At 61.5% G+C, this 22,031-nt stretch carries 21 protein-coding genes; 8 read left to right on the forward strand and 13 right to left on the reverse strand.

Features of this window, described 5'->3' with window-relative positions; all coding sequences use genetic code 11:
• Nucleotides 1-61 precede the first annotated feature (61 nt).
• The 4 genes from E0L16_RS02905 to E0L16_RS02920 all read right to left on the reverse strand — a co-directional run bounded on the left by E0L16_RS02905 (nucleotide 62) and on the right by E0L16_RS02920 (nucleotide 5,000).
• Nucleotides 62-1,084 (reverse strand): HoxN/HupN/NixA family nickel/cobalt transporter, encoded by a 1,023-nt coding sequence (locus tag E0L16_RS02905; RefSeq protein WP_112792758.1) that lies wholly within the window; start codon nucleotides 1,082-1,084, stop codon nucleotides 62-64.
• Between the two features lies 1 nt (nucleotide 1,085).
• Nucleotides 1,086-3,302 carry a carbamoyltransferase HypF gene (gene hypF, locus E0L16_RS02910; RefSeq protein ID WP_131636285.1) on the reverse strand — a complete coding sequence of 739 codons (2,217 nt, stop codon included), beginning with the start codon at nucleotides 3,300-3,302 and terminating at the stop codon, nucleotides 1,086-1,088.
• A gap of 6 nt (nucleotides 3,303-3,308) precedes the next feature.
• Nucleotides 3,309-3,854, reverse strand: coding sequence for an electron transport protein HydN (gene hydN, locus E0L16_RS02915; RefSeq protein ID WP_063869411.1), 546 nt, complete (start codon nucleotides 3,852-3,854; stop codon nucleotides 3,309-3,311).
• 132 nt (nucleotides 3,855-3,986) lie between these two features.
• A complete protein-coding gene (locus E0L16_RS02920; RefSeq protein ID WP_131636286.1) occupies nucleotides 3,987-5,000 on the reverse strand; it encodes a LacI family DNA-binding transcriptional regulator in 1,014 nt (337 codons plus the stop codon).
• Between the two features lie 214 nt (nucleotides 5,001-5,214).
• Here E0L16_RS02920 and ascF point away from each other — a divergent pair, with 214 nt between their 5' ends.
• Both ascF and E0L16_RS02930 read left to right on the forward strand, forming a co-directional pair.
• The gene (ascF, locus tag E0L16_RS02925; protein ID WP_131636287.1) at nucleotides 5,215-6,666 is read left to right on the forward strand and encodes a PTS cellobiose/arbutin/salicin transporter subunit IIBC; all 1,452 of its coding nucleotides are present in this window, start codon (nucleotides 5,215-5,217) and stop codon (nucleotides 6,664-6,666) included.
• Between the two features lie 18 nt (nucleotides 6,667-6,684).
• Entirely contained in the window at nucleotides 6,685-8,109 is a 1,425-nt protein-coding gene (locus E0L16_RS02930; protein WP_131636288.1) for a 6-phospho-beta-glucosidase, read from the forward strand.
• Nucleotides 8,110-8,188: 79 nt separating this feature from the next.
• Here E0L16_RS02930 and hycI read toward each other — a convergent pair whose 3' ends face one another.
• The 9 genes from hycI to hycA all read right to left on the reverse strand — a co-directional run bounded on the left by hycI (nucleotide 8,189) and on the right by hycA (nucleotide 15,969).
• A complete protein-coding gene (gene hycI, locus E0L16_RS02935; RefSeq protein WP_131636289.1) occupies nucleotides 8,189-8,644 on the reverse strand; it encodes a hydrogenase maturation peptidase HycI in 456 nt (151 codons plus the stop codon).
• Nucleotides 8,637-9,047, reverse strand: a complete 411-nt coding sequence (locus E0L16_RS02940) for a formate hydrogenlyase maturation HycH family protein (protein ID WP_063869405.1) — start codon at nucleotides 9,045-9,047, stop codon at nucleotides 8,637-8,639. Before E0L16_RS02940 ends, hycI begins: the two co-directional genes overlap by 8 nt.
• A complete protein-coding gene (locus E0L16_RS02945) occupies nucleotides 9,044-9,811 on the reverse strand; it encodes an NADH-quinone oxidoreductase subunit B family protein (RefSeq protein ID WP_028014210.1) in 768 nt (255 codons plus the stop codon). Before E0L16_RS02945 ends, E0L16_RS02940 begins: the two co-directional genes overlap by 4 nt.
• Entirely contained in the window at nucleotides 9,811-10,353 is a 543-nt protein-coding gene (locus E0L16_RS02950; RefSeq protein WP_063451859.1) for a formate hydrogenlyase complex iron-sulfur subunit, read from the reverse strand. Before E0L16_RS02950 ends, E0L16_RS02945 begins: the two co-directional genes overlap by 1 nt.
• 9 nt (nucleotides 10,354-10,362) lie before the next feature.
• Nucleotides 10,363-12,072, reverse strand: a complete 1,710-nt coding sequence (gene hycE / locus E0L16_RS02955; RefSeq protein WP_112792752.1) for a formate hydrogenlyase subunit HycE — start codon at nucleotides 12,070-12,072, stop codon at nucleotides 10,363-10,365.
• 15 nt (nucleotides 12,073-12,087) lie between these two features.
• Complete coding sequence (locus E0L16_RS02960; RefSeq protein WP_131636290.1) at nucleotides 12,088-13,011, reverse strand: respiratory chain complex I subunit 1 family protein; 924 nt, start codon at nucleotides 13,009-13,011, stop codon at nucleotides 12,088-12,090.
• A gap of 1 nt (nucleotide 13,012) precedes the next feature.
• Nucleotides 13,013-14,827 (reverse strand): formate hydrogenlyase subunit 3, encoded by a 1,815-nt coding sequence (gene hycC, locus E0L16_RS02965; protein WP_131636291.1) that lies wholly within the window; start codon nucleotides 14,825-14,827, stop codon nucleotides 13,013-13,015.
• On the reverse strand, nucleotides 14,824-15,432 hold the full coding sequence (locus E0L16_RS02970) for a 4Fe-4S dicluster domain-containing protein (RefSeq protein ID WP_131636292.1): 609 nt from the start codon (nucleotides 15,430-15,432) through the stop codon (nucleotides 14,824-14,826). The genes hycC and E0L16_RS02970 overlap by 4 nt, the downstream gene beginning before the upstream one ends.
• A gap of 72 nt (nucleotides 15,433-15,504) precedes the next feature.
• On the reverse strand, nucleotides 15,505-15,969 hold the full coding sequence (gene hycA, locus E0L16_RS02975) for a formate hydrogenlyase regulator HycA (RefSeq protein WP_063451864.1): 465 nt from the start codon (nucleotides 15,967-15,969) through the stop codon (nucleotides 15,505-15,507).
• 210 nt (nucleotides 15,970-16,179) lie between these two features.
• Here hycA and hypA point away from each other — a divergent pair, with 210 nt between their 5' ends.
• The 6 genes from hypA to flhA are packed head-to-tail and all read left to right on the forward strand — an operon-like array spanning nucleotide 16,180 to nucleotide 21,925.
• Nucleotides 16,180-16,530: a hydrogenase maturation nickel metallochaperone HypA gene (hypA, locus tag E0L16_RS02985; protein ID WP_131636293.1), complete on the forward strand. Its 351-nt coding sequence runs from the start codon at nucleotides 16,180-16,182 to the stop codon at nucleotides 16,528-16,530.
• A gap of 3 nt (nucleotides 16,531-16,533) precedes the next feature.
• Entirely contained in the window at nucleotides 16,534-17,397 is an 864-nt protein-coding gene (gene hypB / locus E0L16_RS02990; protein WP_131636294.1) for a hydrogenase nickel incorporation protein HypB, read from the forward strand.
• A complete protein-coding gene (locus E0L16_RS02995; RefSeq protein WP_063869393.1) occupies nucleotides 17,388-17,660 on the forward strand; it encodes a HypC/HybG/HupF family hydrogenase formation chaperone in 273 nt (90 codons plus the stop codon). The genes hypB and E0L16_RS02995 overlap by 10 nt, the downstream gene beginning before the upstream one ends.
• Before the next feature lie 3 nt (nucleotides 17,661-17,663).
• Nucleotides 17,664-18,785 carry a hydrogenase formation protein HypD gene (hypD, locus tag E0L16_RS03000; RefSeq protein ID WP_131636295.1) on the forward strand — a complete coding sequence of 374 codons (1,122 nt, stop codon included), beginning with the start codon at nucleotides 17,664-17,666 and terminating at the stop codon, nucleotides 18,783-18,785.
• Nucleotides 18,782-19,792 carry a hydrogenase expression/formation protein HypE gene (gene hypE, locus E0L16_RS03005; RefSeq protein WP_131636296.1) on the forward strand — a complete coding sequence of 337 codons (1,011 nt, stop codon included), beginning with the start codon at nucleotides 18,782-18,784 and terminating at the stop codon, nucleotides 19,790-19,792. The genes hypD and hypE overlap by 4 nt, the downstream gene beginning before the upstream one ends.
• A 60-nt stretch (nucleotides 19,793-19,852) precedes the next feature.
• The gene (gene flhA / locus E0L16_RS03010) at nucleotides 19,853-21,925 is read left to right on the forward strand and encodes a formate hydrogenlyase transcriptional activator FlhA (RefSeq protein ID WP_063451870.1); all 2,073 of its coding nucleotides are present in this window, start codon (nucleotides 19,853-19,855) and stop codon (nucleotides 21,923-21,925) included.
• The last annotated feature ends 106 nt before the right edge of the window (nucleotides 21,926-22,031 follow it).

The following is a 22,031-nucleotide window of genomic DNA, read 5'->3' on the forward strand; positions in this document are numbered from 1 at the left end:
CGGCAAACCTTGTAGGCCCGCGCAAGCGCAGCGCCGCCGGGCAAAAACAGGGCTAAGTGGTTCAGGACCGCACCACCAGCCCGTCATAGCCGCGCCAGCGGTAGTTCACCATAGAAATCAGCCAGCAGGCGACAAACAGCCCGACCACCACAAACCCGGCGTCGCCCAGGTTGTCGTTCACCGCGCCAATCAGATCCCACACGCCGCCGCTGAGGGCGAACTTGTCCATCAGCAGACCCAGCGCTTCCAGCCCGCCGATAAACAGCGCCACCACCACCGAGGTGCCGGTGATGGTCATGTTGTAGTACAGCTTGCGCTGCGGCTTGTTGAACGCCCAGCCGTAGGCGCCCACCATCAGCAGGTTATCGAGCGTATCCACCAGCGCCATGCCGCTGGCGAAGAGCGCCGGGAAGATCATGATCGACCACACCGACATCCCGCTGGAGGCGCTGGCGGCGGAGATCCCCAGCACGCCAATTTCGGTGGCCGTGTCGAAGCCCAGGCCAAACAGGAAACCCACCAGATACATCTGCCAGCTTTTATTGACGAGGCGGAAGGTTTTGCCGAACAGCCAGTTCATGACGCCACCCTGCGCAGGCAGCGTAATGTCACCCTGCACGGGCCTGCCGTTTTTCAGCGACTGGAAACTGCGCCAGACGCCGCGCAGGATCACCATATTCACCAGCGCCATCGCCAGCAGGAAGGTGGCGGAGACGGCGGTGCCAATCAGGCTGCCGGTTTCGTGGAACCACGCCATATTTTTTTGAAACGCCGTGGCGGTCGCCGCAATGGCGATGGACGCCAGCACCACGATGGTGGAGTGTCCGAGGGAAAACCATGCGCCCACGCCGGACGGGCGTTTGCCCTGCTGCATCATCTTACGCGTGACGGTATCAATCGCCGCGATATGGTCGGCATCCACCGCGTGGCGCAGCCCGTAACACCAGGCCAGCAGGCTGGCCGCCATCAGCGCCGTACTGCCGCTAAAGGTTTGCCACGCCAGCCCCCAGGCCAGCAGATTAGCCATCACCAGAGCCAGCAGCAGGCACGCTGCACGAGGTTCATTGCGTAAAAGTCGTAACATTTTAAATCCTTTGTGAACATGACCGGGCGGCAGCAATCACCGCCTGCCCGAAGGAGATCGCTCCGTCACCTGCGGGCAGGCGCGAAGGAAACAGAAGCGTGAAATCAGAAAGGTAATGACGAAGGCGCGCGCGCAGCAGGCGATTGTGAAGGACGCCTCCGCTGAAGCACACCGTAGAGAGCGACAGTCGGCGCGCATGCGTTGCCGCCAGTTCACTCAGCCCCTTCGCCAGCGCATCGTGAAATGCCCAGGCGCGCTCGCCGGGTTCCGCCCGCCAGGCCAGCCACTGCTGCCAGAACAGCGTGAGGTTATCCGCCTGTAGCGTCACCGGATGATCGACTCCCGCGCACCGTTCGGCCAGCGCCTCCAGCCGGCACGCGGCTTCGCCCTCATAGCGCTGCGTTTCAATGCCCAGCGCACAGGCCACGGCGTCGAACAGCCGACCACAGGAAGAGGCCAGCGGCGCATTGATACCGCGTGACACCGCCGTTGCCAGCAGCGGCCAGTTTTGACGCTGTACCGCCTCTGTTTCCGGGTACTGCTGCCAGTCGGGTACGAACGCCAGACAGTGGGCGAGCAAATTGCGCCACGGCTGTTTCGCTGCCAGATCGCCCCCGGGCAGCGCGACGGCTGGCAGACCGCCCAGCCGTTCGCAGTCGAGATAGTTCACCCGCAGACACTCGCCGCCCCACAGCGCGCCATTCTCGCCCATGCCTATCCCGTCCAGCGTCAGGGCAATAGCATCCCCGCCGTCCAGCGGCCAGCCGTTCTCCGCCAGACACGCTGCCGCATGCGCGTGATGATGCAGCACGGTTGCAACGGGCAGCCCCTGCGCCTGCGCCCACCGCTGGGCGTGATATCCCGGATGGGCATCGCACACCACGCGTTCCGGCTGAAAAGCGTAAATCTGCTGCATCAGCGCCAGCGCCGCGCGCCACTGGGCGTCAACGCCCTCGTCGCGAAGGTTGCCAAAATGCTGGCTCAGCACCGCCTGGCCGCCGCGCACCAGGCAGAAGGTATTTTTCATGTCCGCGCCGGTGCACAGCATGGGAGGGATATCGCGAAATCCGGCGGGTAATGTGATGGCATCCGGCACAAAACCCCGCGCGCGACGCAGCATTGCGCCCTCCTGATCCATCACCGAATCATCCATCCGTTGCAGAATGTCGCGGTTGTGCAGCAGGAAACCGTCAGCCACGTCGCGGAGCGCTTCCAGCGCCTGCGGGTTGGTGATGGCGGGCGGGCGACCGCTGAGGTTACCGGAGGTCATCACCAGCGGGCGCCGGCACGCCATCACTAACAAATGCTGGATCGGGTTCGCGGGCAGCATCACGCCGACCGTATTGAGCCCCGGCGCAATCTCCTCAGGAAACGCGGGAAGAAAGGCTTTTGGCGTCAGCACAATCGGCGCAGCGGAAGAGCGTAACCGCGTCTGAATGGCCTGCGGCAGATCATCCGCATGGGGGATCATCACCGCCAGCGGCTTCGTCGGGCGCTGCTTGCGTGCCCGCAACGTCTGTACCGCCCGGGGGTTAAGCGCGTCGCAAACCAGATGAAATCCCCCCAGCCCTTTAACCGCCACGATCCCGCCGTTTTTCAGCCTCTCCACCGCCGCGTTTAAGGCCGATTCGCGAGTGGCAACAGTGTCTCCGGCTCGCCACTCCAGCTGCGGTCCACAGTCCGGACAGGCCACCGGCTGGGCGTGAAAACGGCGATCGGCCGGATTGCGGTATTCCGTTTCGCACGGCGGACAGAGGGGAAATGGGGCCATCGACGTGGCCGGTCGGTCATACGGCATGGCGCGGATGATGGTGAAACGCGGGCCGCAGTGGGTGCAGTTAATAAACGGGTAGCGATAGCGACGTTCGCGGGGATCGCGCATCTCCGCCAGGCATGCGGGGCAGGTGGCGGCATCCGGGACGATTTGCGTGTCCATCGCCCCGCTCTCGCTGTGGCGGATGACAAACGCGTCCGGCAGCGTCGTCCAGCTGAACGGCTGCGTTTCAACGTGATCGATACGCGCCAGCGGTGGGCAATCCTGGCGCAGTCTCGCGGTAAAGTCACCCCCACTGCCCACGAGACGCACCAGGACCCCCTCTCCGTCGTTGCACACGTCGCCTGTCAGCTTGAGCCGATGCGCCAGCTGCCAGACGAAGGGCCGAAACCCTACGCCCTGTACTTTGCCACGCACCCGAAGTTGTACGCCGTTCACGCGCATTGCAGCTTAAAACAGCAGCGATGACGAGGTGTCGAACGCCGCGCGGCGGCGTTTTTCGGCACTCATCTGTTCGAGCTTGTCGCGATCGACGCAGACCAGCGCATGCGTCGGACAGGCTTCCATACACGCCGGACCGGCGTCGCGGTGGTAGCAGAGGTCACATTTATTGGCTTCGGCTTTCTCCGCGCGCACGCTCAGCCCGATACCGCTGTTGCGCACCACCGGGCGAACCACCACCTCCATCGCGCCATACGGACACGCCACCACGCAGGTTTTGCACCCAATGCAGCGCTCCTGCATCACGTGCACAAAGCCCTTCTCGCGCTTAATCGCGCCGTTCGGACAGACGTTGGCGCACGGCGCATCTTCGCACTGGCGACAGATAGCGGCGGTGGAAATATTCACGCCTTTAATGACGTGAATGCGCGGCAGGAAGGTGTCGGGAGTCAGAGCGGCGCAATCCTGCTCTGCCTGATGGGACACCACGCACGCGACCTCACAGGTACGGCAACCAATGCATTTACTGGCATCGGCCATAATAAAACGGTTCATCTGCTTCTCCGGCATAACTGTTATGCGCGAAGCTATTCATAAACCGTGCCAGTTTTTAATTTATTGATTTAAAAGAAGATAAATAACTTTGGTCGCTGTCATCGTCATTAGTGACGATGACAGATGTCGACGTCAGCGATGCGGGCCGTCAGTAACGGAGTCGCGCAGGACAAGCTCGCCGGAGAAGGTTTGCTGGTATTTAAACGCACCGCCGTCGAGCATGAAAATCAGGCGGCTGATGGTCTCCTGGATCATCGCCGTCACCGGAATGCGCACGCTGGAGAGAGACGGCACGATGTAGGGCGCAATCGCCACGTCGTCAAAACCGATGACGGACACCGCGTCCGGCATGGCGACGCCGCTCTCGTGCAGCTGCTTGATGGCACCGATCGCCATATCGTCATTGCTCGCCACCAGCGCGGTAAACGCTTCGCCACGGCTGAGCAGCTGTGTGACCGCCGCCGCGCCGCTGGCCGGGCTCCACTTCCCTTCGGCGATCAGCGCGTCGCGCAGGGCAATGCCGTGCTGCGCCAGGGCGTCCCGGTAGCCGGAGAGACGCTCCACGCCGGTCGGTGAATCCAGCGAGCCGGTGATAAACGCAATGTCCCGGTGGCCTTTCGCGATCAGCTGCGAAACCGCGTCCTGACACGACGCTTTATGATCGGACCAGACGCTGTGGCTGCTGTTTTTCCGCAAACGGCGGTTGAGCACCACGATCGGCTGCTCGCATTTGTCGATAATCTCGTCCAGCTCTTCCACGCTCAGAAAACGCGGGTAGATGATCACCGCATCGCAGCGCATATCCAGCAGGTACTGGATCGCCTCGCGCTCTTCTTCGGCGCTGTGTTTACCATCCGCCAGGATCAGCTGACGGCCCTTCTCTTCCGTCATCCGCGCGGCGTTAAACAGCAGCTCGCTAAAGTAGACGCCGTGGTAAAGGGTGTTCGTCACCACCAGCCCCAGTGTCTGGGTGCGTTTGGTCGCCAGGTTACGCGCCAGCAAATTGGGGCGATACCCGCTCTCTTCAATGGCCTGAAAAACCCGGTCTTTGGTCTCCTGGCTAACGTAGCCGTTTCCCGACAGCACCCGGGAAACCGTCGCTTTCGACACGCCCGCCCGCTTCGCCACTTCCAGCATCGTGGTCATAGTGTTATTCCCTTCAAAACCGATGAGCCGCAGTGTACTTCACCGCAGAAAAATTGTCGCAGCAGCGTTGTCACGCTTTTTACGGCCACGAGTGATCGTCATCACGAAACGAAAAAATGCATAAAAAGCGATCTTGTGCGTTCAAAAGAAACTCATGATGATTATGTGAAACCGGTTTCCTACATTTCACACAACGATAACAGGAACATTTCCGATGGCCAAAAACTACGCCGCGCTGGCAAACGACGTTGTCAGCGCGCTGGGCGGCAAAGACAACATCGTCGCCGTCACCCACTGCATGACGCGCCTGCGCTTCGTTCTGAAAGACGAAAACCTTACCGACGCCGCGCGCCTGAAAAGCATCAGCGGCGTGCTCGGCGTGGTGCGCAACGACAACCAGTGCCAGGTGATTATTGGCAATACCGTATCCCAGGCGTACCGTGAAGTGGTGAACCTGCTGCCAGCCAACCTGCAACCTGCCGTACCGGAAGGTCCACAGAAACTCACGCTGCGCCGGATTGGCGCGGGGATCCTCGACGCGCTGATCGGCACCATGTCGCCGCTGATCCCGGCGATCATCGGTGGCTCGATGGTCAAACTGCTGGCGATGATCCTCGAAATGACCGGCGTGCTGGAAAAAGGCGCGCCGACGCTCACCATTCTGACGGTCATCGGCGACGGAGCCTTCTTCTTCCTGCCGCTGATGGTGGCGGCTTCCGCAGCGGTGAAGTTCAAAACCAACATGTCGCTGGCGATTGCCATTGCGGGCGTGCTGGTTCACCCGAGCTTTATCGAGCTGATGGCGAAAGCCGCGCAGGGCGAGCACGTTGAGTTCGCGCTGATCCCGGTGACGGCGGTGAAATACACCTACACGGTGATCCCGGCCCTGGTCATGACCTGGTGCCTGTCGTATATCGAACGCTGGGTGGACAGAATTACCCCGGCGGTGACGAAAAACTTCCTGAAGCCGATGCTGATCGTGCTGATTGCCGCCCCGCTCGCCATCGTGCTGATTGGCCCGCTGGGGATCTGGATCGGTAGCGCCATCTCGGCACTGGTCTACACCATCCACGGCTATCTGGGCTGGCTGTCCGTTGCCATCATGGGCGCGCTGTGGCCACTGCTGGTGATGACCGGGATGCACCGCGTCTTTACGCCAACCATCATCCAGACCATTGCCGAAACGGGCAAAGAAGGGATGGTGATGCCATCGGAAATCGGCGCTAACCTGTCGCTCGGCGGCTCGTCGCTGGCGGTGGCGTGGAAAACGAAAAACCCGGAGCTGCGCCAGACGGCGCTGGCGGCAGCGGCCTCCGCCATCATGGCGGGGATCTCTGAACCGGCCCTGTACGGCGTGGCGGTACGTCTGAAGCGCCCGCTGATTGCGAGCCTGATCAGCGGCTTTATCTGCGGCGCGGTCGCGGGCATGGCAGGCCTTGCCAGCCACTCAATGGCGGCGCCGGGGCTGTTCACCAGCGTGCAGTTCTTCGATCCGGCCAACCCGATGACCATCGTCTGGGTGTTTGGCGTAATGGGGCTGGCGGTTGTGCTGTCGTTTGTTCTGACCCTGCTGTTAGGGTTCGAGGATATTCCGGTTGAAGACGAAGCCGAAAAAGCACGCGCCCTGCAAACCGCACCGGTACAGAACAAAGCAGCAGAAGCATAAACTGAAAGCGAGGTAAGAATGTCTGTTTTTCCACAAGGATTTTTATGGGGCGGCGCGCTTGCCGCAAACCAGAGTGAAGGTGCTTACCGTGAAGGCGGCAAAGGACTGACGACGGTCGATATGATCCCCCATGGCGCACACCGTCTGGCGGTAAAGGTCGGTAAGGAAAAACGGTTTTCGTTGCGTGACGACGAATTTTACCCGAGCCACGAGGCGATTGATTTTTACCATCGCTACAAAGAAGACATCGCCCTGATGGCGGAGATGGGCTTTACGGTGTTCCGCACCTCGATTGCCTGGAGCCGCCTCTATCCGAACGGCGACGAGCCGCTGCCAAATAAAGAGGGCATCGCCTTCTACCGCGCGGTGTTTGAGGAGTGCAAAAAGTACAACATCGAGCCGCTGGTGACCCTGTGCCATTTCGACGTGCCGATGAACCTGGTGACGGAGTACGGCTCCTGGCGCAACCGCAAAATGGTGGATTTCTTCGCCCGCTACGCCCGCACCTGCTTCGAGGCGTTTAACGGGCTGGTGAAATACTGGCTGACCTTCAACGAAATCAACATCATGCTGCACAGCCCGTTCTCCGGCGCGGGGCTGGTGTTTGAGGAAGGTGAAAACGAGGATCAGGTGAAATACCAGGCCGCACACCACGAGCTGGTGGCGAGCGCGCTGGCGACCAAAATCGCCCACGAGGTCAACCCGGAAAACCAGGTCGGCTGCATGCTGGCGGGCGGCAATTTTTACCCGTACTCCTGCAAGCCGGAAGACGTGTGGACGGCGCTGGAGAAAGATCGCGAGAACCTGTTCTTCATCGACGTGCAGGCGCGCGGCAGCTATCCGGCCTACTCTGCCCGCGTGTTCCGCGAAAAAGGCGTCGTGATTGTGAAAGATCCCGGCGACGACGAACTGCTGAAAAACACCGTCGATTTTGTCTCGTTCAGCTATTACGCCTCGCGCTGCGCGTCGGCGGACATGAACGCGGGCAACACCAGCGCGGCGAACATCGTGAAGTCCCTGCGTAACCCGCACGTTCAGGTAAGCGAGTGGGGCTGGGGTATTGATCCTCTCGGCCTGCGCATCACCATGAACATGATGTACGACCGCTACCAGAAGCCGCTGTTCCTGGTGGAAAACGGCCTCGGCGCGAAGGACGTCATTGATGAAAACGGCGAGATCCACGACGACTACCGCATCAGCTACCTGCGCGAGCATATCCGCGCGATGGGCGATGCAATTGCGGACGGCGTGCCGCTGATGGGCTACACCACCTGGGGCTGCATTGACCTGGTGTCTGCCTCAACGGGGGAGATGAGCAAGCGCTACGGGTTTGTGTACGTTGACCGCGATGACGCCGGCAACGGGACGCTGGAGAGAAAGCGTAAGAAATCGTTCTGGTGGTATAAGAAGGTGATTGCGAGTAACGGGGCGGATCTGGCGTAGCCTGTTGCCCGGTGGCGCTACGCTTACCGGGCCTACGGTTTTGTAGGCCGGGTAAGGCGTAGCCGCCACCCGGCACTGCTCAGAGCGGAGAAAACCCGCCGTCCCCAACCCACCCCGCCAGCCGCGAATACACCTCCTCCACCGCCGCCTTCACCGGCGGCGTCATCGGGTAATAAAACCCGACAATGTCCGGCTGGATACCCAAAAACAGCACCTCGCCCACGTCGTCTTTAATCTGATCGACAAGGTAGTTCAGCGGCATATTGTGGGTAGTCATCATAAACATCTCGGCGATGTCGTCCGGGTCAATCAGGCGGATTTCGCCCGGGTTCAGCCCCATATCGGTGGCATCGACAATCAACAGCCTTTCCGGGTGCAGCTCGCGAATGGCCACCACGTCGTTTTCCGGCGCGCTGCCGCCGTCGATTACCACCCAGTCGCCCTGCGGTTTTGCGCCACACATCTCCGCCAGCAGCGGGCCCGCGCCGTCGTCGCCCATCATGCTGTTGCCGACACACAGTAAAACGTCAGTCACGTAATCTCCTCACCATCAGGTAGATGGCGCTCTCCTGATGAATATCGTGCAGCATGCCGAGCAGCGTTTTGCTCCACGCCTGCTGCGCCGGGGTTTGCCTGCCGAGCGCCGCGTCAAAGGCGTTGGCGAGCATCGTGATATGGTTGGCGTCAATAACGATCTCGCCGTACTTCGGTACGCCCTCCATCTTGCGCCGCGCCGGGCTGCCCTCCTCCAGCGTGGCGATCCACGCCAGATATTCCGGCCACGGGCAGCTGAGCGCCGCCTCAAGGCAGTCGATCACCCCGAGGTGGTGCCCAATCGCCAGGCTGTAATAGACCACCTGCTGCGCCGCATCCGGCGTGGCGTCGTTCTCATCAATAAACTTACGGCTCAGCTGGCTGAACACCACCGTTTCACTCATCGGATACGCGCCTCATCCACAATGCTGTTCAGGTTCGCCACGATCTCATTGAGACGCGGATCGTTTTCCGCCTCCAGCCAGCGCGCCACCTGATGGTCGCCCTGGCTCAGCAGGCGCAGGTAATCGTCGGCAATCTGACGCCCGTAACGGTAGCCTGCCAGCCTGCGCGCCGTGCGGTCCACCTTCACGCGCAGCGGCTGCACCATGTCCGGATGCAGAATGGCCGCAGGCTGGTTGTCGATCTCGCCAGGGGCGCGGGCGTGGATCTTCTGCTCCAGCAGGCCGAGCGCCATCGCAAAGCCGTACAGCGTGGCGGCGGGCGTCGGCGGGCAGCCCGGAATATAGACATCCACCGGCACGATTTTGTCGGTGCCGCCCCAGACGCAGTAAAGATCGTGGAAGATGCCGCCGCTGTTGCCGCAGGCGCCGTAGGAGATGCAGATTTTCGGGTCCGGCGCAGACTGCCAGGCGCGCAGCGCGGGCGATCGCATGGCGCGGGTCACCGCCCCGGTAAACAGCAGAATGTCCGCATGTCGCGGGGACGGCACCACTTTGATGCCGAAGCGCTCGGCGTCAAACAGCGGCGACAGGGTGGCGAAGATCTCGATCTCACAGCCGTTGCAGCCGCCGCAGTCCACGCGGTAAACGTAGGCCGAGCGTTTGATTTTTTTCAGCAGCGACGCCTTCATGCTGGCGATGGACTCCTCCACCGTCAGCGGCACCGGAATGCCGTTATCGTCGCGCGGGCCGAGTAAGTTTTCCATCAGCTGGCCTCTCTCATATGGCGGGTTAAATCGATGCGGTCAGACGGCAGCAGGCACTTTTGACGCTTACACTCCGGGCAGGTTTCGAAACTTTCACGGTGCTGCTCCGCGCGGGCGTCGCCGTTGTGCTTCAGCAGCGCGATAGCGTAGTCGATCTCTTTTTGCACGGCGAACGGACGCTTGCAGACGCGGCAGGTGCACAGGGCAAAACGCGACTGCTGGAGAAAATCCTCTTTTTTCCACACCGCCAGCTCGTACTCCTGAGAAAGTCGGATGGCGACCGTCGGGCAGACCTCCTCGCAGCGGCCGCAGAAGATGCAGCGCCCGAGGTTAAACTGCCAGGCCAGCTCGCCGGTTTTAAGATCCGTTTCCACCGTTAAGGCGTTCGACGGGCAGGCGTTGACGCAGGCCGCGCAGCCGATGCACTGCTGCGGGTTATGCTCCGGCTTGCCGCGAAAGTTTTTATCCACCGGGATCGGCTCCAGCGGATAGCTGCTGGTCTGCGCGCCGGTTTTGATCGCTTTTTTGATAAAGGTAAACATGGCGAGTCCTTATTTCAGCGGCGAGTTCTTGCGCTCAATGCTGTAACGCTCAAGCTCTTTGTACGGCACCACCTGGCTTTTCTTCTTACGCACGTCCACCACCGTCATGCGGTCGGTGCAGGAGTAGCACGGATCGAGGCTGCCGATGATCAGCGGCGCGTCAGAGACCGTGTTGCCGCGCAGCATATAGCGCAGGGTAGGCCAGTTGGCGTAGGTCGCCGCACGACAGCGCCAGCGGTAGAGCTTCTGATTGTCGCCGGTCATGCTCCAGTGGATATCATCCCCGCGCGGCGCTTCGGCAAAGCCGAGGGCAAAGCGGTTTGGAATATAGGTGAAGCCTTCCACCATCAGCGGACCGCCCGGCAGGTTGTCCAGGCCGAAGTCGATCATGTTCAGGGCGGTGTAGACCTCGTTGATACGCACCTTGAGGCGAGAAATCACGTCGCAGCCCTGTTCGCTGTGCACGGTCATCGGCAGCAGGCCGTAGCCGACGAACGGGTGATCGGCGCGGGTGTCGCGGGCGTGGCCGCTGGCGCGCACCATCGGGCCGACGTTGCTGAAGTCGCGGGCAATTTCAGGATCAAGACGACCAATCCCGACGGTGCGCTGCTCGATGTTTGGCGTGCTGAGCAGCATGTCCACCAGTTCCTGCACGTCGCGACGCATCTGCTGCGCCAGCTGGCGGGTCTTGATCATGTCGTCTTTCAGCAGGTCGCGGCGGATCCCGCCGATCAGGTTCAGGCCGTAGGTTTTACGCGCCCCGGTGAGAATTTCCGCCATTTTCATCGACGCTTCGCGCACGCGGAAGAACTGCATAAACCCGGAGTCAAAACCGACGAAGTGGCAGGCCAGGCCGAGGTTCAGCAGGTGCGAGTGCAGGCGCTCCACCTCCAGCAAAATAGCGCGGATCATCTGCGCGCGCTCCGGCACCACGATCCCCATGCCGTTCTCCACCGAGGTGGTGTAGGCGGTGCTGTGGGCGAAGCCGCAGATGCCGCACACGCGGTCTGAGAGGAACGTGACCTCGTTGTAGCCCATGCGGGTTTCCGCCAGCTTCTCCATGCCGCGGTGGACGTAGAACAGGCGGTAGTCGGCGTCGATGATGTTTTCGCCGTCAACGAACAGGCGGAAGTGGCCCGGTTCATCGGAGGTGACGTGCAACGGGCCGATCGGCACCACGTTGTTCTTCTTGCTGCCCAGCTCGTTGATGAACTCGTAGGTTTCGCTGTCGGTGGTCGGGGCCGGACGCTGGCGGTAGTCCATGCTGTCCTTGCGCAGCGGATAGAGTTCATCCGGCCAGTCATCCGGCAGCACCAGACGACGCTCGTCCGGCAGGCCGACCGGCACCAGGCCGTACATGTCGCGCACCTCGCGCTCGCCCCAGACGGCGGCAGGTACGCGCGGCGTCACGGACGGGTATTCCGGCTTATTCGGGTCGACCTCGACGCGCACGGTGAGCCAGCACTTCTCGCCCTGCTCCATCGACATCACGTAATACACCGCATAGTTGCCGCAGAGCTGGCGCTCGTCGTTGCCGAACAGCACCGACAGCCACCCGCCCTGCCGGTAGTAAAGAAACTCCACCACTTCCGGCAGATAGTTCACCTTTACGGTAATGGTTACCTGGTCTTTGGTTTGCCAGGATTCCTCCAGCACCACGCCGGGGAAGGCCTGATGCAACGCGGCGAGATACTGCTGACCTTTCTTTTCTTCAGACATAAATACTCTCTTTAATCACGCCACCAGCAAGGAGACGAACGCTAAAAATGCAAAACCAAAACCGGCCCAGGTGATGCGCGAGGTTGCCGCAAAACGAAGACGCGCCATGCTGTTCTCAAACAGGGCGATGACCAGCACGCCGATAAGCAGCTTGAGCGCGGCCACCACCACGGCCAGCAGCAGGCCGCCCACAGAGAAGTGCGTCATCTGCCCCCACGGGAAGAAAACGCCCACGAACATTTGCAACACGACGAGCTGCTTAAGGCTGATGCCCCACTTCAGTACCGCAAAGCCGTAGCCGCTGTACTCGGTAAGCGGCCCTTCCTGTAGCTCCTGCTCCGCTTCCGCGAGATCGAACGGCAGCTTGCCCATCTCAATAAACGTGGCGAACGCGCAGGCGCAGAGTGCCAGCACGAGCGGGATGGAGCGGGCCACCGGCCAGTGGTACACGGTGTCGGTGATAAAGCTGATGTGGGTCGAACCTGCAACCTGCGCGGCCACCCACAGCCCCAGCAGCAGGATCGGCTCCACCAGCACGCCGAGCATCGCCTCGCGGCTGGCGCCGATGCCGCTAAACGGGCTGCCGGTGTCCAGGCCCGCAATCGCAAAGAAGAAGCGCGCGATAGCGAAGAGGTAGATGAGCGTGATCAGATCGCCGAGCACCGGCAGCGGCGAGCCTACCGTGATCACCGGCAGCGCGGTGGCGATGGTCAGCATCACGCCGACCATCACAAACGGCGTCAGGCGGAACACCCAGCCTGCGGCATCCGGTGCGACGCTCTGGCGGGAGAGCAGCTTGAAGAGATCGCGGTACTCCTGGAGCACGCCAGGCCCGCGACGGTTGTGCATTCGGGCGCGCGCCACGCGCGTGATGCCCGACAGCAGTGGCGCGGCGGCGAACAGCACCAGCGCCTGAAGAATTGCCAGTAACAGACTCATGTCAGGCTCCTCGTGAAATCACAATCACCACCAGCACCGCCAGCTCGATCAGCGCCAGTCGGCGGAACAGCACGGGCACGGCAGCGCTCTGCCAGCCCGGCACCCAGCCCTGCGGGTTAAGCCACTGGCGCAGCTTCAGCACGGCGGCAAAGTTCTCCTTCACCGGCATGGCAAAACCGTGGGCGGTGATAACCATCGACGGCTCGTGTTCGTAACCGCAGGCCCACGCCGCGCCGCGCGAGCGGGAGGCGAGACGGTCACGTCTGAAGAACAGCATCAGCACGAACGGCAGCAGCGGTGCGGCAATCAGCAGCAGCGCCATCATCGGCTGGGAGACAACGGTATGCGCCGTCGCCAGCGGCAGCGGAATGGCGTGGCCCAGCAGCGGCAGCAGCCATGGCGCGGCAACCCCGCCCGCGATGCAGCACAGCGCCAGCGCGACCACGCTGGTGGCCATCAGTACCGGGGCGCAGCAGGCGTTTTCCGCTTCGCGGGTGCGCGGCGCGCCGAGGAAGGTGACGCCGTAGACCTTCGCCATGCACATCACCGCCAGCGCGCCGGTGATCGCCAGGCCCACCGCCAGCAGCGGGCCGAGTAAACGTCCGATAAACGCGTCGCTCTGGCCGAGCGCGAAGAAGGACTGGTAAATCACCCACTCTCCGGCAAAGCCGTTCAGCGGCGGCAGCGCGGCCATCGCCATCAGCCCCACCAGCATCGCTAGCGAAATGACGGGCATCTTTTTACCCATGCCGCCGAGCTTTTCGATATCGCGGTGCCCGGTGCGGAACCAGACGCTGCCCGCGCCGAGGAACAGGGTGCTTTTAAACAGGCTATGGTTGACGAGGTGATACAGACCGCCGATAAACCCGGCGGCAATCAGCGCCGGCTGGTTGAGCGCCAGCCCGGTGACGCCCGCGCCCATGCCGAGCAGGATAATCCCGATGTTTTCCAGGGTGTGGTACGCCAGCAGGCGCTGGATGTTGTGCTCCATCAGGGCGTACAGCCCGCCGACAAAGGCGGTGATCATCCCCGCAATCAGCAGCGCCACGCCCCACCACAGCGGCGGCTGACCGCCCGTCAGGGTTATCATAAGGACGCCGAACAGACCGACCTTCATTACCACCGTCGAAAACAGCGCGGCGGCGGGCGCAGAGGCGTTCGCATGCGCCTGCGGAACCCAGCCGTGCAGCGGGATAATCCCGGCCAGCAGGCCAAAGCCGACGACGCCCAGCAGCCAGACGTCGTTGCCCAGCGTCTGGCCGTTAAGCGCGGCAAAGTCCAGGGTGCCGAAACGCTGCCACACCAGCCAGCAGGCCAGCGCCAGCAGCAGCGTGCCGAGGCGTCCGAGTGCAAACCACAGCTTGCCGGAGGCGCTGCATCCGGTCAGGAACACGCCGCACAGCGCCATGATTTCGGCCATCACCACCAGCGCGCCAAGGTTGCTGGCGATAACCGTGCAGACCGCGGCGGCCATCAGCAGGTTAACCAGCAGGCCGTTCGCTTTGGTCTGCTGATGGCGGTGCCAGTCGATATTAAACAGGCTGATAAACAGCCCGCACAGGCCAAAGGTCACCAGCCAGATGGCGTTCAGCGGCGTGAGTTCAACGGCGTGGTGAATCAGCGGAAGGGTTGTGTCGACGGGTTGGCCGTCGATCAGGACAACGCCGCCCGCCGCCAGCGTCATCAGGCTGCCGACCGCCCCGCCGATGCCGGCGATCCAGCCGCTCAGCGTTTTATGGAAGGAGACGATCGGCGCCAGGACCGCGGCGGCGGCAAACCAGGCCACGCCGCTGGTCATCATTACTATCGCGTTCATTTCGCCCCCTCGTTTAGCGCCCGCAGCAGCGAAAGATCGCCGACGTCGGTATTAATGGTCAGCTCGCGCTTACGCTTGCTGGTGCGGGCAATATCGCGAATGTTAACCAGGACCAGCGCCCGGGTCGGGCAGGTCCGCACGCAGGCCGGACCCTGCTCATCAAAGCTGCACAGGTCGCACTTCACCGCGACGGCGCGCACGCCCGGCACCCAGTCCAGCAGCGTGCTCACGCGTGCCGGAGCCGGTGGCGCAGGCGGCGCTTTCGGGGGGTTGGCATTCGCCGGAATATGCAGCGGACGGCTGCCGGAAAATTCAATGGCACCGAACGGACAGGCGATGGCGCACAGCTTGCAGCTCACGCACAGGCTTTCGTTCAGCTGCACTGCGCCATCGACGCGGGTGATGGCGTTGACGGGACAGACGCCCGCGCACGGGGCATCTTCACAGTGGTGACAGAGCTGCGGGGCAGACTCTTTCTCATTACGCATGACGCGCAGGCGCGGCATGGACTGGAGCCCGTGCAGGCGGTGCGTTTCCGAGCACGCCGCCTCACAGGTCCGACAGCCAATACAGACCGTCGAGTCAGCAATTACAAAACGGTTCACCGGGCAATCCTCTGGTGATGGTCATTTTTGACGAAAAAAACTGTCTTATCGACACTTCTCGACACGCGTTTTTCAGGCCACGTTCGCTGAGGATTTTCCGTCGATCAGCTGTTTCAGGTTGATTGGCCGATCATGCTCAACGGCGGCGTAGAGGCCGTTGTAAACCGGCGCGATTTTCTCCAGATAGTGCTCCAGCACCTGCTGGCGATCGCGGTTGCTGACGTGACCGTCCACCATGCCGTCGGCCATCAGCTGCGCCCGGGCGATGCAGTGCCTGTCGCCCTCTTTCGTCTCGACGTAGTACTCAATCGTGTGGCTGTTGAAGGTCTCCGCCAGGGTGACGTAAATCGTAAAGTGACCGAACAGCACAAAGCGCATGTCCCCCTGCGCTGCACAGCTCATGGCGTGATGCAGGTGGGCCTTCGACAGCGTAATCCCCTGGATCAATGAATTGCAGTACAGGTGCCATTGCTCCTGGAGCTGCTGATGACGTTGCGCGATGTAATCCGCTTTTTCGCTAATTTCCCAAATAGTCATAAAAGGTATCCGGTTAATGGAGTTAGCGGCTGTTAAGCAGATTTCGTGCCAGTTTTTAATTGCTTGATTTAAATGAATTTTACAGGAAAGCATACTGTCACCGCCGCGGTGTCGACGTGTCATTTCGACAGCGTTGACATCGTCACGCCGTAGCAAAAACCAAGCTGGCACCGTTATTGCATTGAAGGGGCAATTCATTAAGGAGGCGTCATGCACGAAATCACCCTCTGCCAGCGAGCCCTGGAACTTATCGAACAGCAGGCTGTGCAGAACCACGCAAAACGCGTGACCGGCGTCTGGCTGAAGGTCGGCGCCTTTTCCTGCGTCGAGACCAGCGCCCTCACCTTCTGTTTTAAACTGGTGTGCCGCGGCACGCTGGCGGAAGGCTGCGCGCTGCATATCGAGGAGCAGCAGGCAGAGTGCTGGTGCGAGCAGTGTCAGCAGTACGTCACGCTGCTTTCATCGAAGGTGCAGCGTTGTCCGCAGTGCCAGAGCAGCGGGCTGCGCATCGTGGCGGATGACGGCATGCAGATCCAGCGCCTCGAAATCGAGAAGGAGTAAGTTATGTGTAGTACCTGCGGTTGCGCCGAAGGCAACCTGTATATAGAAGGGGATGAACACCGTCCTCACTCCGCGTTTCGCTCCGCGCCCTTTTCCCCTGCCCCGCGTCCCGCGGCGGCACTGACCGGCATCACCTTTGCGCCGCAGCGTTCCGACGCGGGCGACCTGCATTACGGCCACGGCGAAGCGGGTACCCACGCGCCGGGCATGAGCCAGCGCCAGATGCTGGAGGTGGAGATCGACGTGCTGGACAAAAATAACCAGCTCGCCGCCCGCAACCGCGCCCGCTTTGCGGCCCGTCAACAGCTGGTGCTCAACCTGGTCTCCAGCCCCGGCTCCGGTAAAACCACCCTGCTGACCGAAACCCTCAAACGGCTGAACCAACGCATCTCCTGCGCGGTGATCGAAGGCGATCAGCAAACCGTTAACGACGCGGCGCGCATCCGCGAAACCGGCACGCCCGCCATTCAGGTTAACACCGGCAAGGGCTGTCACCTGGATGCGCAGATGATTGCCGACGCAGCCCCTCGCCTGCCGCTGGAAGCGCACGGCATTCTGTTTATCGAAAACGTCGGCAACCTGGTGTGCCCGGCAAGCTTCGACCTTGGCGAACGGCATAAAGTGGCGGTGCTCTCCGTTACCGAAGGAGAGGACAAGCCGCTGAAGTATCCGCATATGTTTGCCGCCGCCTCCCTCATGCTGCTGAACAAAGTCGACCTGCTGCCGTACCTCAACTTCGACGTGGATAAGTGCGTGGCTTACGCCCGGGAAGTGAACCCGGACATTGAGATCCTGCTGGTTTCCGCCACGCGCGGTGACGAAATGGACGCCTGGCTGAACTGGCTGGAGAGCGAACGATGTGCATAGGCGTTCCCGGACAAATTCATTCCATTGACGGCAATCAGGCCAGGGTGGAGGTCTGCGGCATCCTTCGAGATGTCGACCTGACGCTGGTGGGCAGCCACGACGAAACCGGCGCATCGCGTCTCGGTCAGTGGGTGCTGGTCCACGTGGGGTTTGCCATGAGCGTGATTAATGAGGAGGAAGCCCGCGACACGCTGGACGCGCTACAGAATATGTTCGACGTTGAGCCGGACGTGGGCGCCCTGCTGTATGGGGAGGAACGATAACACATGCGTTACGTTGATGAATATCGCGCACCTGAGCGGGTGTTGCAGCTTATCGATCGCCTAAAATCCCGCGCGTCGCTGCTGGACTATACGGCAGACCGGCCGCTGCGGATCATGGAAGTCTGCGGCGGCCACACCCACGCCATCTTCAAATTTGGCCTCGACCAGCTGCTGCCGGAGAACATCGAGTTTATCCACGGCCCCGGCTGTCCGGTGTGCGTGCTGCCGATGGGGCGCATCGACAGCTGTCTCGACATCGCCAGCCGGCCCGGCGTGATTTTTTGCACCTTTGGCGACGCGATGCGCGTGCCGGGGAAAAATGGCTCGCTGCTCCAGGCAAAGGCGCGGGGCGCGGACGTGCGGATTGTCTACTCCCCGATGGATGCCCTGACGCTGGCAGAGGCTAACCCTGACCGCAAGGTCGTCTTTTTCGGGCTGGGTTTTGAAACCACCATGCCCGCCACCGCCATCACCCTCCAGCAGGCGAAAGCCCGCAACGTCACTAACTTTTTCTTTTTCTGCCAGCACATCACGCTGATCCCCACGCTGCGCAGCCTGCTTGACGCGCCGGATAACGGCATCGACGCGTTTCTGGCGCCGGGCCACGTCAGCATGGTCATCGGCACAGACGCCTACGGTTTTATTGTTGAACAGTACAATCGTCCGTTAGTGGTGGCTGGATTCGAGCCACTTGATCTACTGCAAGGCGTGACCATGCTGGTTGAGCAGAAAATAGCGGCCCTGAGTGCGGTGGAAAATCAGTATCGCCGCGTGGTGCCCGATGCCGGAAATAGACGGGCACAGCAGGCGATAGCCGACGTGTTTAGCGTGGAAGGCGACGGCGAATGGCGCGGGCTGGGGCTGATTGCGGAATCCGGCGTGCACCTGACGCCTGCGTATCGCGCCTTCGACGCCGAAGCGCATTTCCGCCCGCAGCCGCAGCAGGCGTGCGACGATCCCCGCGCCCGCTGTGGCGACGTGCTCACCGGCAAATGTAAACCTCATCACTGCCCGTTATTTGGCAACGCCTGTAACCCGCAAACCGCGTTTGGTGCGCTGATGGTCTCCTCCGAAGGGGCATGCGCCGCGTGGTATCACTATCGCAACCAGGAGTGTGAAGCATGAACACGGTGGAAATGGCGCACGGAAGCGGTGGACAGGCGATGCAGCAGCTGATTAACCGGCTGTTCATGGAAGCCTTTGATAATCCCTGGCTCGCCGAGCAGGAGGATCAGGCGCGCATCGCGCTCTCAACCCTCACCGCACACGGTGACCGGCTGGCGTTCTCCACCGACAGCTACGTGATTGACCCGCTGTTCTTCCCGGGCGGCGATATCGGCAAGCTCGCCGTCTGCGGCACGGCAAACGACGTGGCCGTCAGCGGCGCCATTCCGCGCTACCTCTCGTGCGGGTTTATCCTCGAAGAAGGATTACCGATGGAGACGCTCGCGGCAGTGGTCAACAGCATGGCGCACACCGCCCGCGAGGCGGGGATCGCTATCGTGACCGGGGATACCAAGGTGGTACAGCGCGGCGCGGCGGATAAGCTCTTCATTAACACCGCCGGCATGGGGGCTATCCCTGCCGACATTCACTGGGGCGCGCAGCGGCTTTCGGTGGGCGACGTGCTGATCGTCAGCGGAACGCTGGGCTGCCACGGGGCAACCATCCTGAACCTGCGCGAAGGCCTGGGGCTGGACGGCGATCTGCGCAGTGATTGCGCGGTCCTCACGCCGCTGATCCAGACGCTGCGAACGGTGCCCGGCGTAAAAGCGCTGCGCGACGCCACCCGCGGCGGTGTCAATGCCGTGGTGCATGAGTTTGCCGCCAGCAGTGGCTGTGGTGTTGAGCTTAACGAGCGCAGCCTGCCCGTCAGGCCTGCCGTTCGCGGCCTGTGCGAACTGCTGGGACTCGACCCGCTTAACTTTGCCAACGAGGGCAAGCTGGTGATTGGCGTGGAACGCCAGTCTGCCGGGGCGGTGCTGGAGCAGCTACGTGCCCATCCTTCAGGGAAAGAGGCCGCCATTATAGGTGAAGTGGTTGAGCGCAAAGGGGTGCGCCTGACCGGGCTATACGGCGTGAAGCGCACGCTGGATCTGCCGCACGCTGAACCGTTACCCCGAATTTGCTAGACCGCGCCAAAAGCGGTCAGCGCTGACGTTTTTTTTGCCAGTTTCTATTGGAAAGCAATAATGCCGTATACACCGATGAGCGATCTTGGACAGCAGGGCCTGTTTGACATCACGCGCATACTTTTACAACAGCCCGACCTTGGCGCATTGAGCGATGCCCTGACCCGGCTGGTCAGGCAGTCAGCGCTGGCGGACAGCGCCGCCATTGTGCTCTGGCATAGCGCAACCCACCGCGCGAGCTATTTCTCAACGCGTGATAACGGCAAAATCTTCGAATATGAAGATGAAACGTTTCTGGCCCACGGCCCGGTGCGGCGTATTCTCTCCCGCCCGGAAGCCCTGCACTGCAATTTTGACCAGTTTCGCCAGGCCTGGCCGAAGCTGGCAGAGAGCAACCTTTATCATCCGTTCGGCCACTACAGCATGCTGCCGCTGGCGGTGGAGGGACAAATTTTTGGCGGCTGCGAGTTTATCCGCACTACCGACCAGCCCTGGACCGAGGCGGAGTACGAGCGGTTGCATACCTTCACACAGATTGTGTCCGTCGTGGCAGAGCAGATCCAAAGCCGCGTCACCAATAACGTGGATTACGACCTGCTGAGCCGCGAGCGCGATAACTTCCGTATTCTGGTCGCCATCACCAATGCCGTACTCTCGCGTCTCGATATGGACGAGCTGGTGAGCGAAGTCGCCAAAGAGATCCATCACTATTTCAGGATCGACGCCATCAGCATCGCGCTGCGCGGGAACCGGAAAGGCAAGCTGAACATCTACTCCACCCACTACCTTGATGAAGCTAACCCGGCGCACGAGCAGAGCGAGGTGGACGAAGCGGGAACCTTGTCTGAACGGGTATTTAAAAGCAAAGAGATCCTGCTGCTGAACCTGAGCGAGCAGGATCCGGTAGCGCCCTACGAGCGGATGCTGTTTAACACCTGGGGCAACAAGATCCAGACCCTGTGCCTGCTGCCGCTGATGTCCGGCAACACCATGCTCGGCGTGCTCAAACTGGCGCAGTGCGATGAAGCCGTATTCACCACCGCCAACCTGAAGCTGCTGCGCCAGATCGCCGAGCGTATCTCCATCGCGCTCGATAACGCCCTCGCCTATCAGGAGATCCACCGCCTGAAAGAGCGGCTGGTGGACGAAAACCTGGCGCTGACCGAGCAGCTCAACAACGTGGACAGCGAGTTTGGCGAAATCATCGGGCGTAGCGATGCCATGTACAGCGTGCTTAAGCAGGTGGAGATGGTGGCCCAGAGCGACAGCACGGTGCTGATCCTCGGTGAAACCGGCACCGGGAAAGAGCTGATTGCCCGGGCGATCCACAACCTGAGTAACCGCAACAGCCGCCGGATGGTGAAGATGAACTGCGCGGCGATGCCAGCTGGCTTGCTGGAAAGCGATCTGTTCGGCCACGAGCGCGGCGCCTTTACCGGCGCCAGCAGCCAGCGGCTGGGCCGTTTTGAGCTGGCGGATAAAAGCTCTTTGTTCCTCGACGAAGTGGGCGATATGCCGCTGGAGCTTCAGCCTAAGCTGCTGCGCGTTTTGCAGGAGCAGGAGTTTGAGCGTCTCGGCAGCAATAAGCTGATCCAGACCGACGTGCGTCTGATTGCCGCCACCAACCGCGATCTGAAAAAGATGGTCGCCGACCGCGAGTTTCGCAGCGATCTTTACTATCGCCTGAACGTCTTCCCGATTTGCCTGCCGCCGCTGCGCGAGCGCCCGGAAGATATCCCCCTGCTGGTGAAGGCCTTTACCGCGAAGATTGCCCGCCGGATGGGGCGGAATATCGACAGTATTCCTGCCGAAACGCTACGTACTCTTTCGGCGATGGAGTGGCCGGGGAACGTGCGCGAGCTGGAAAACGTCATTGAGCGCGCGGTACTGCTGACGCGCGGGAACGTCCTTCAGCTCTCTTTGCCTGAGGTCACCCATCAGGAAGCCCCCACGCTTTCGGCAGAAGTCGCGCAGGAGGGCGAAGATGAATATCAGCTGATTTTGCGCGTGCTGAAAGAGACCAACGGTGTGGTGGCCGGACCGAAAGGCGCGGCGCAACGGCTGGGGCTGAAGCGCACCACCCTGCTCTCGCGCATGAAGCGTCTGGGAATTGATAAAGAGAGCCTGATTTAACCCGTCATTCCGGCGCCGTTCATGGCGCCGCTTTTCATTACTCTGCGTAATTGTTCCACGTTGACACAATATATTTTCCTCTGTATAAAATTCCGCCTTAATAATG

The organism is Enterobacter quasihormaechei, assembly GCF_004331385.1.
Taxonomy (GTDB): domain Bacteria; phylum Pseudomonadota; class Gammaproteobacteria; order Enterobacterales; family Enterobacteriaceae; genus Enterobacter; species Enterobacter quasihormaechei.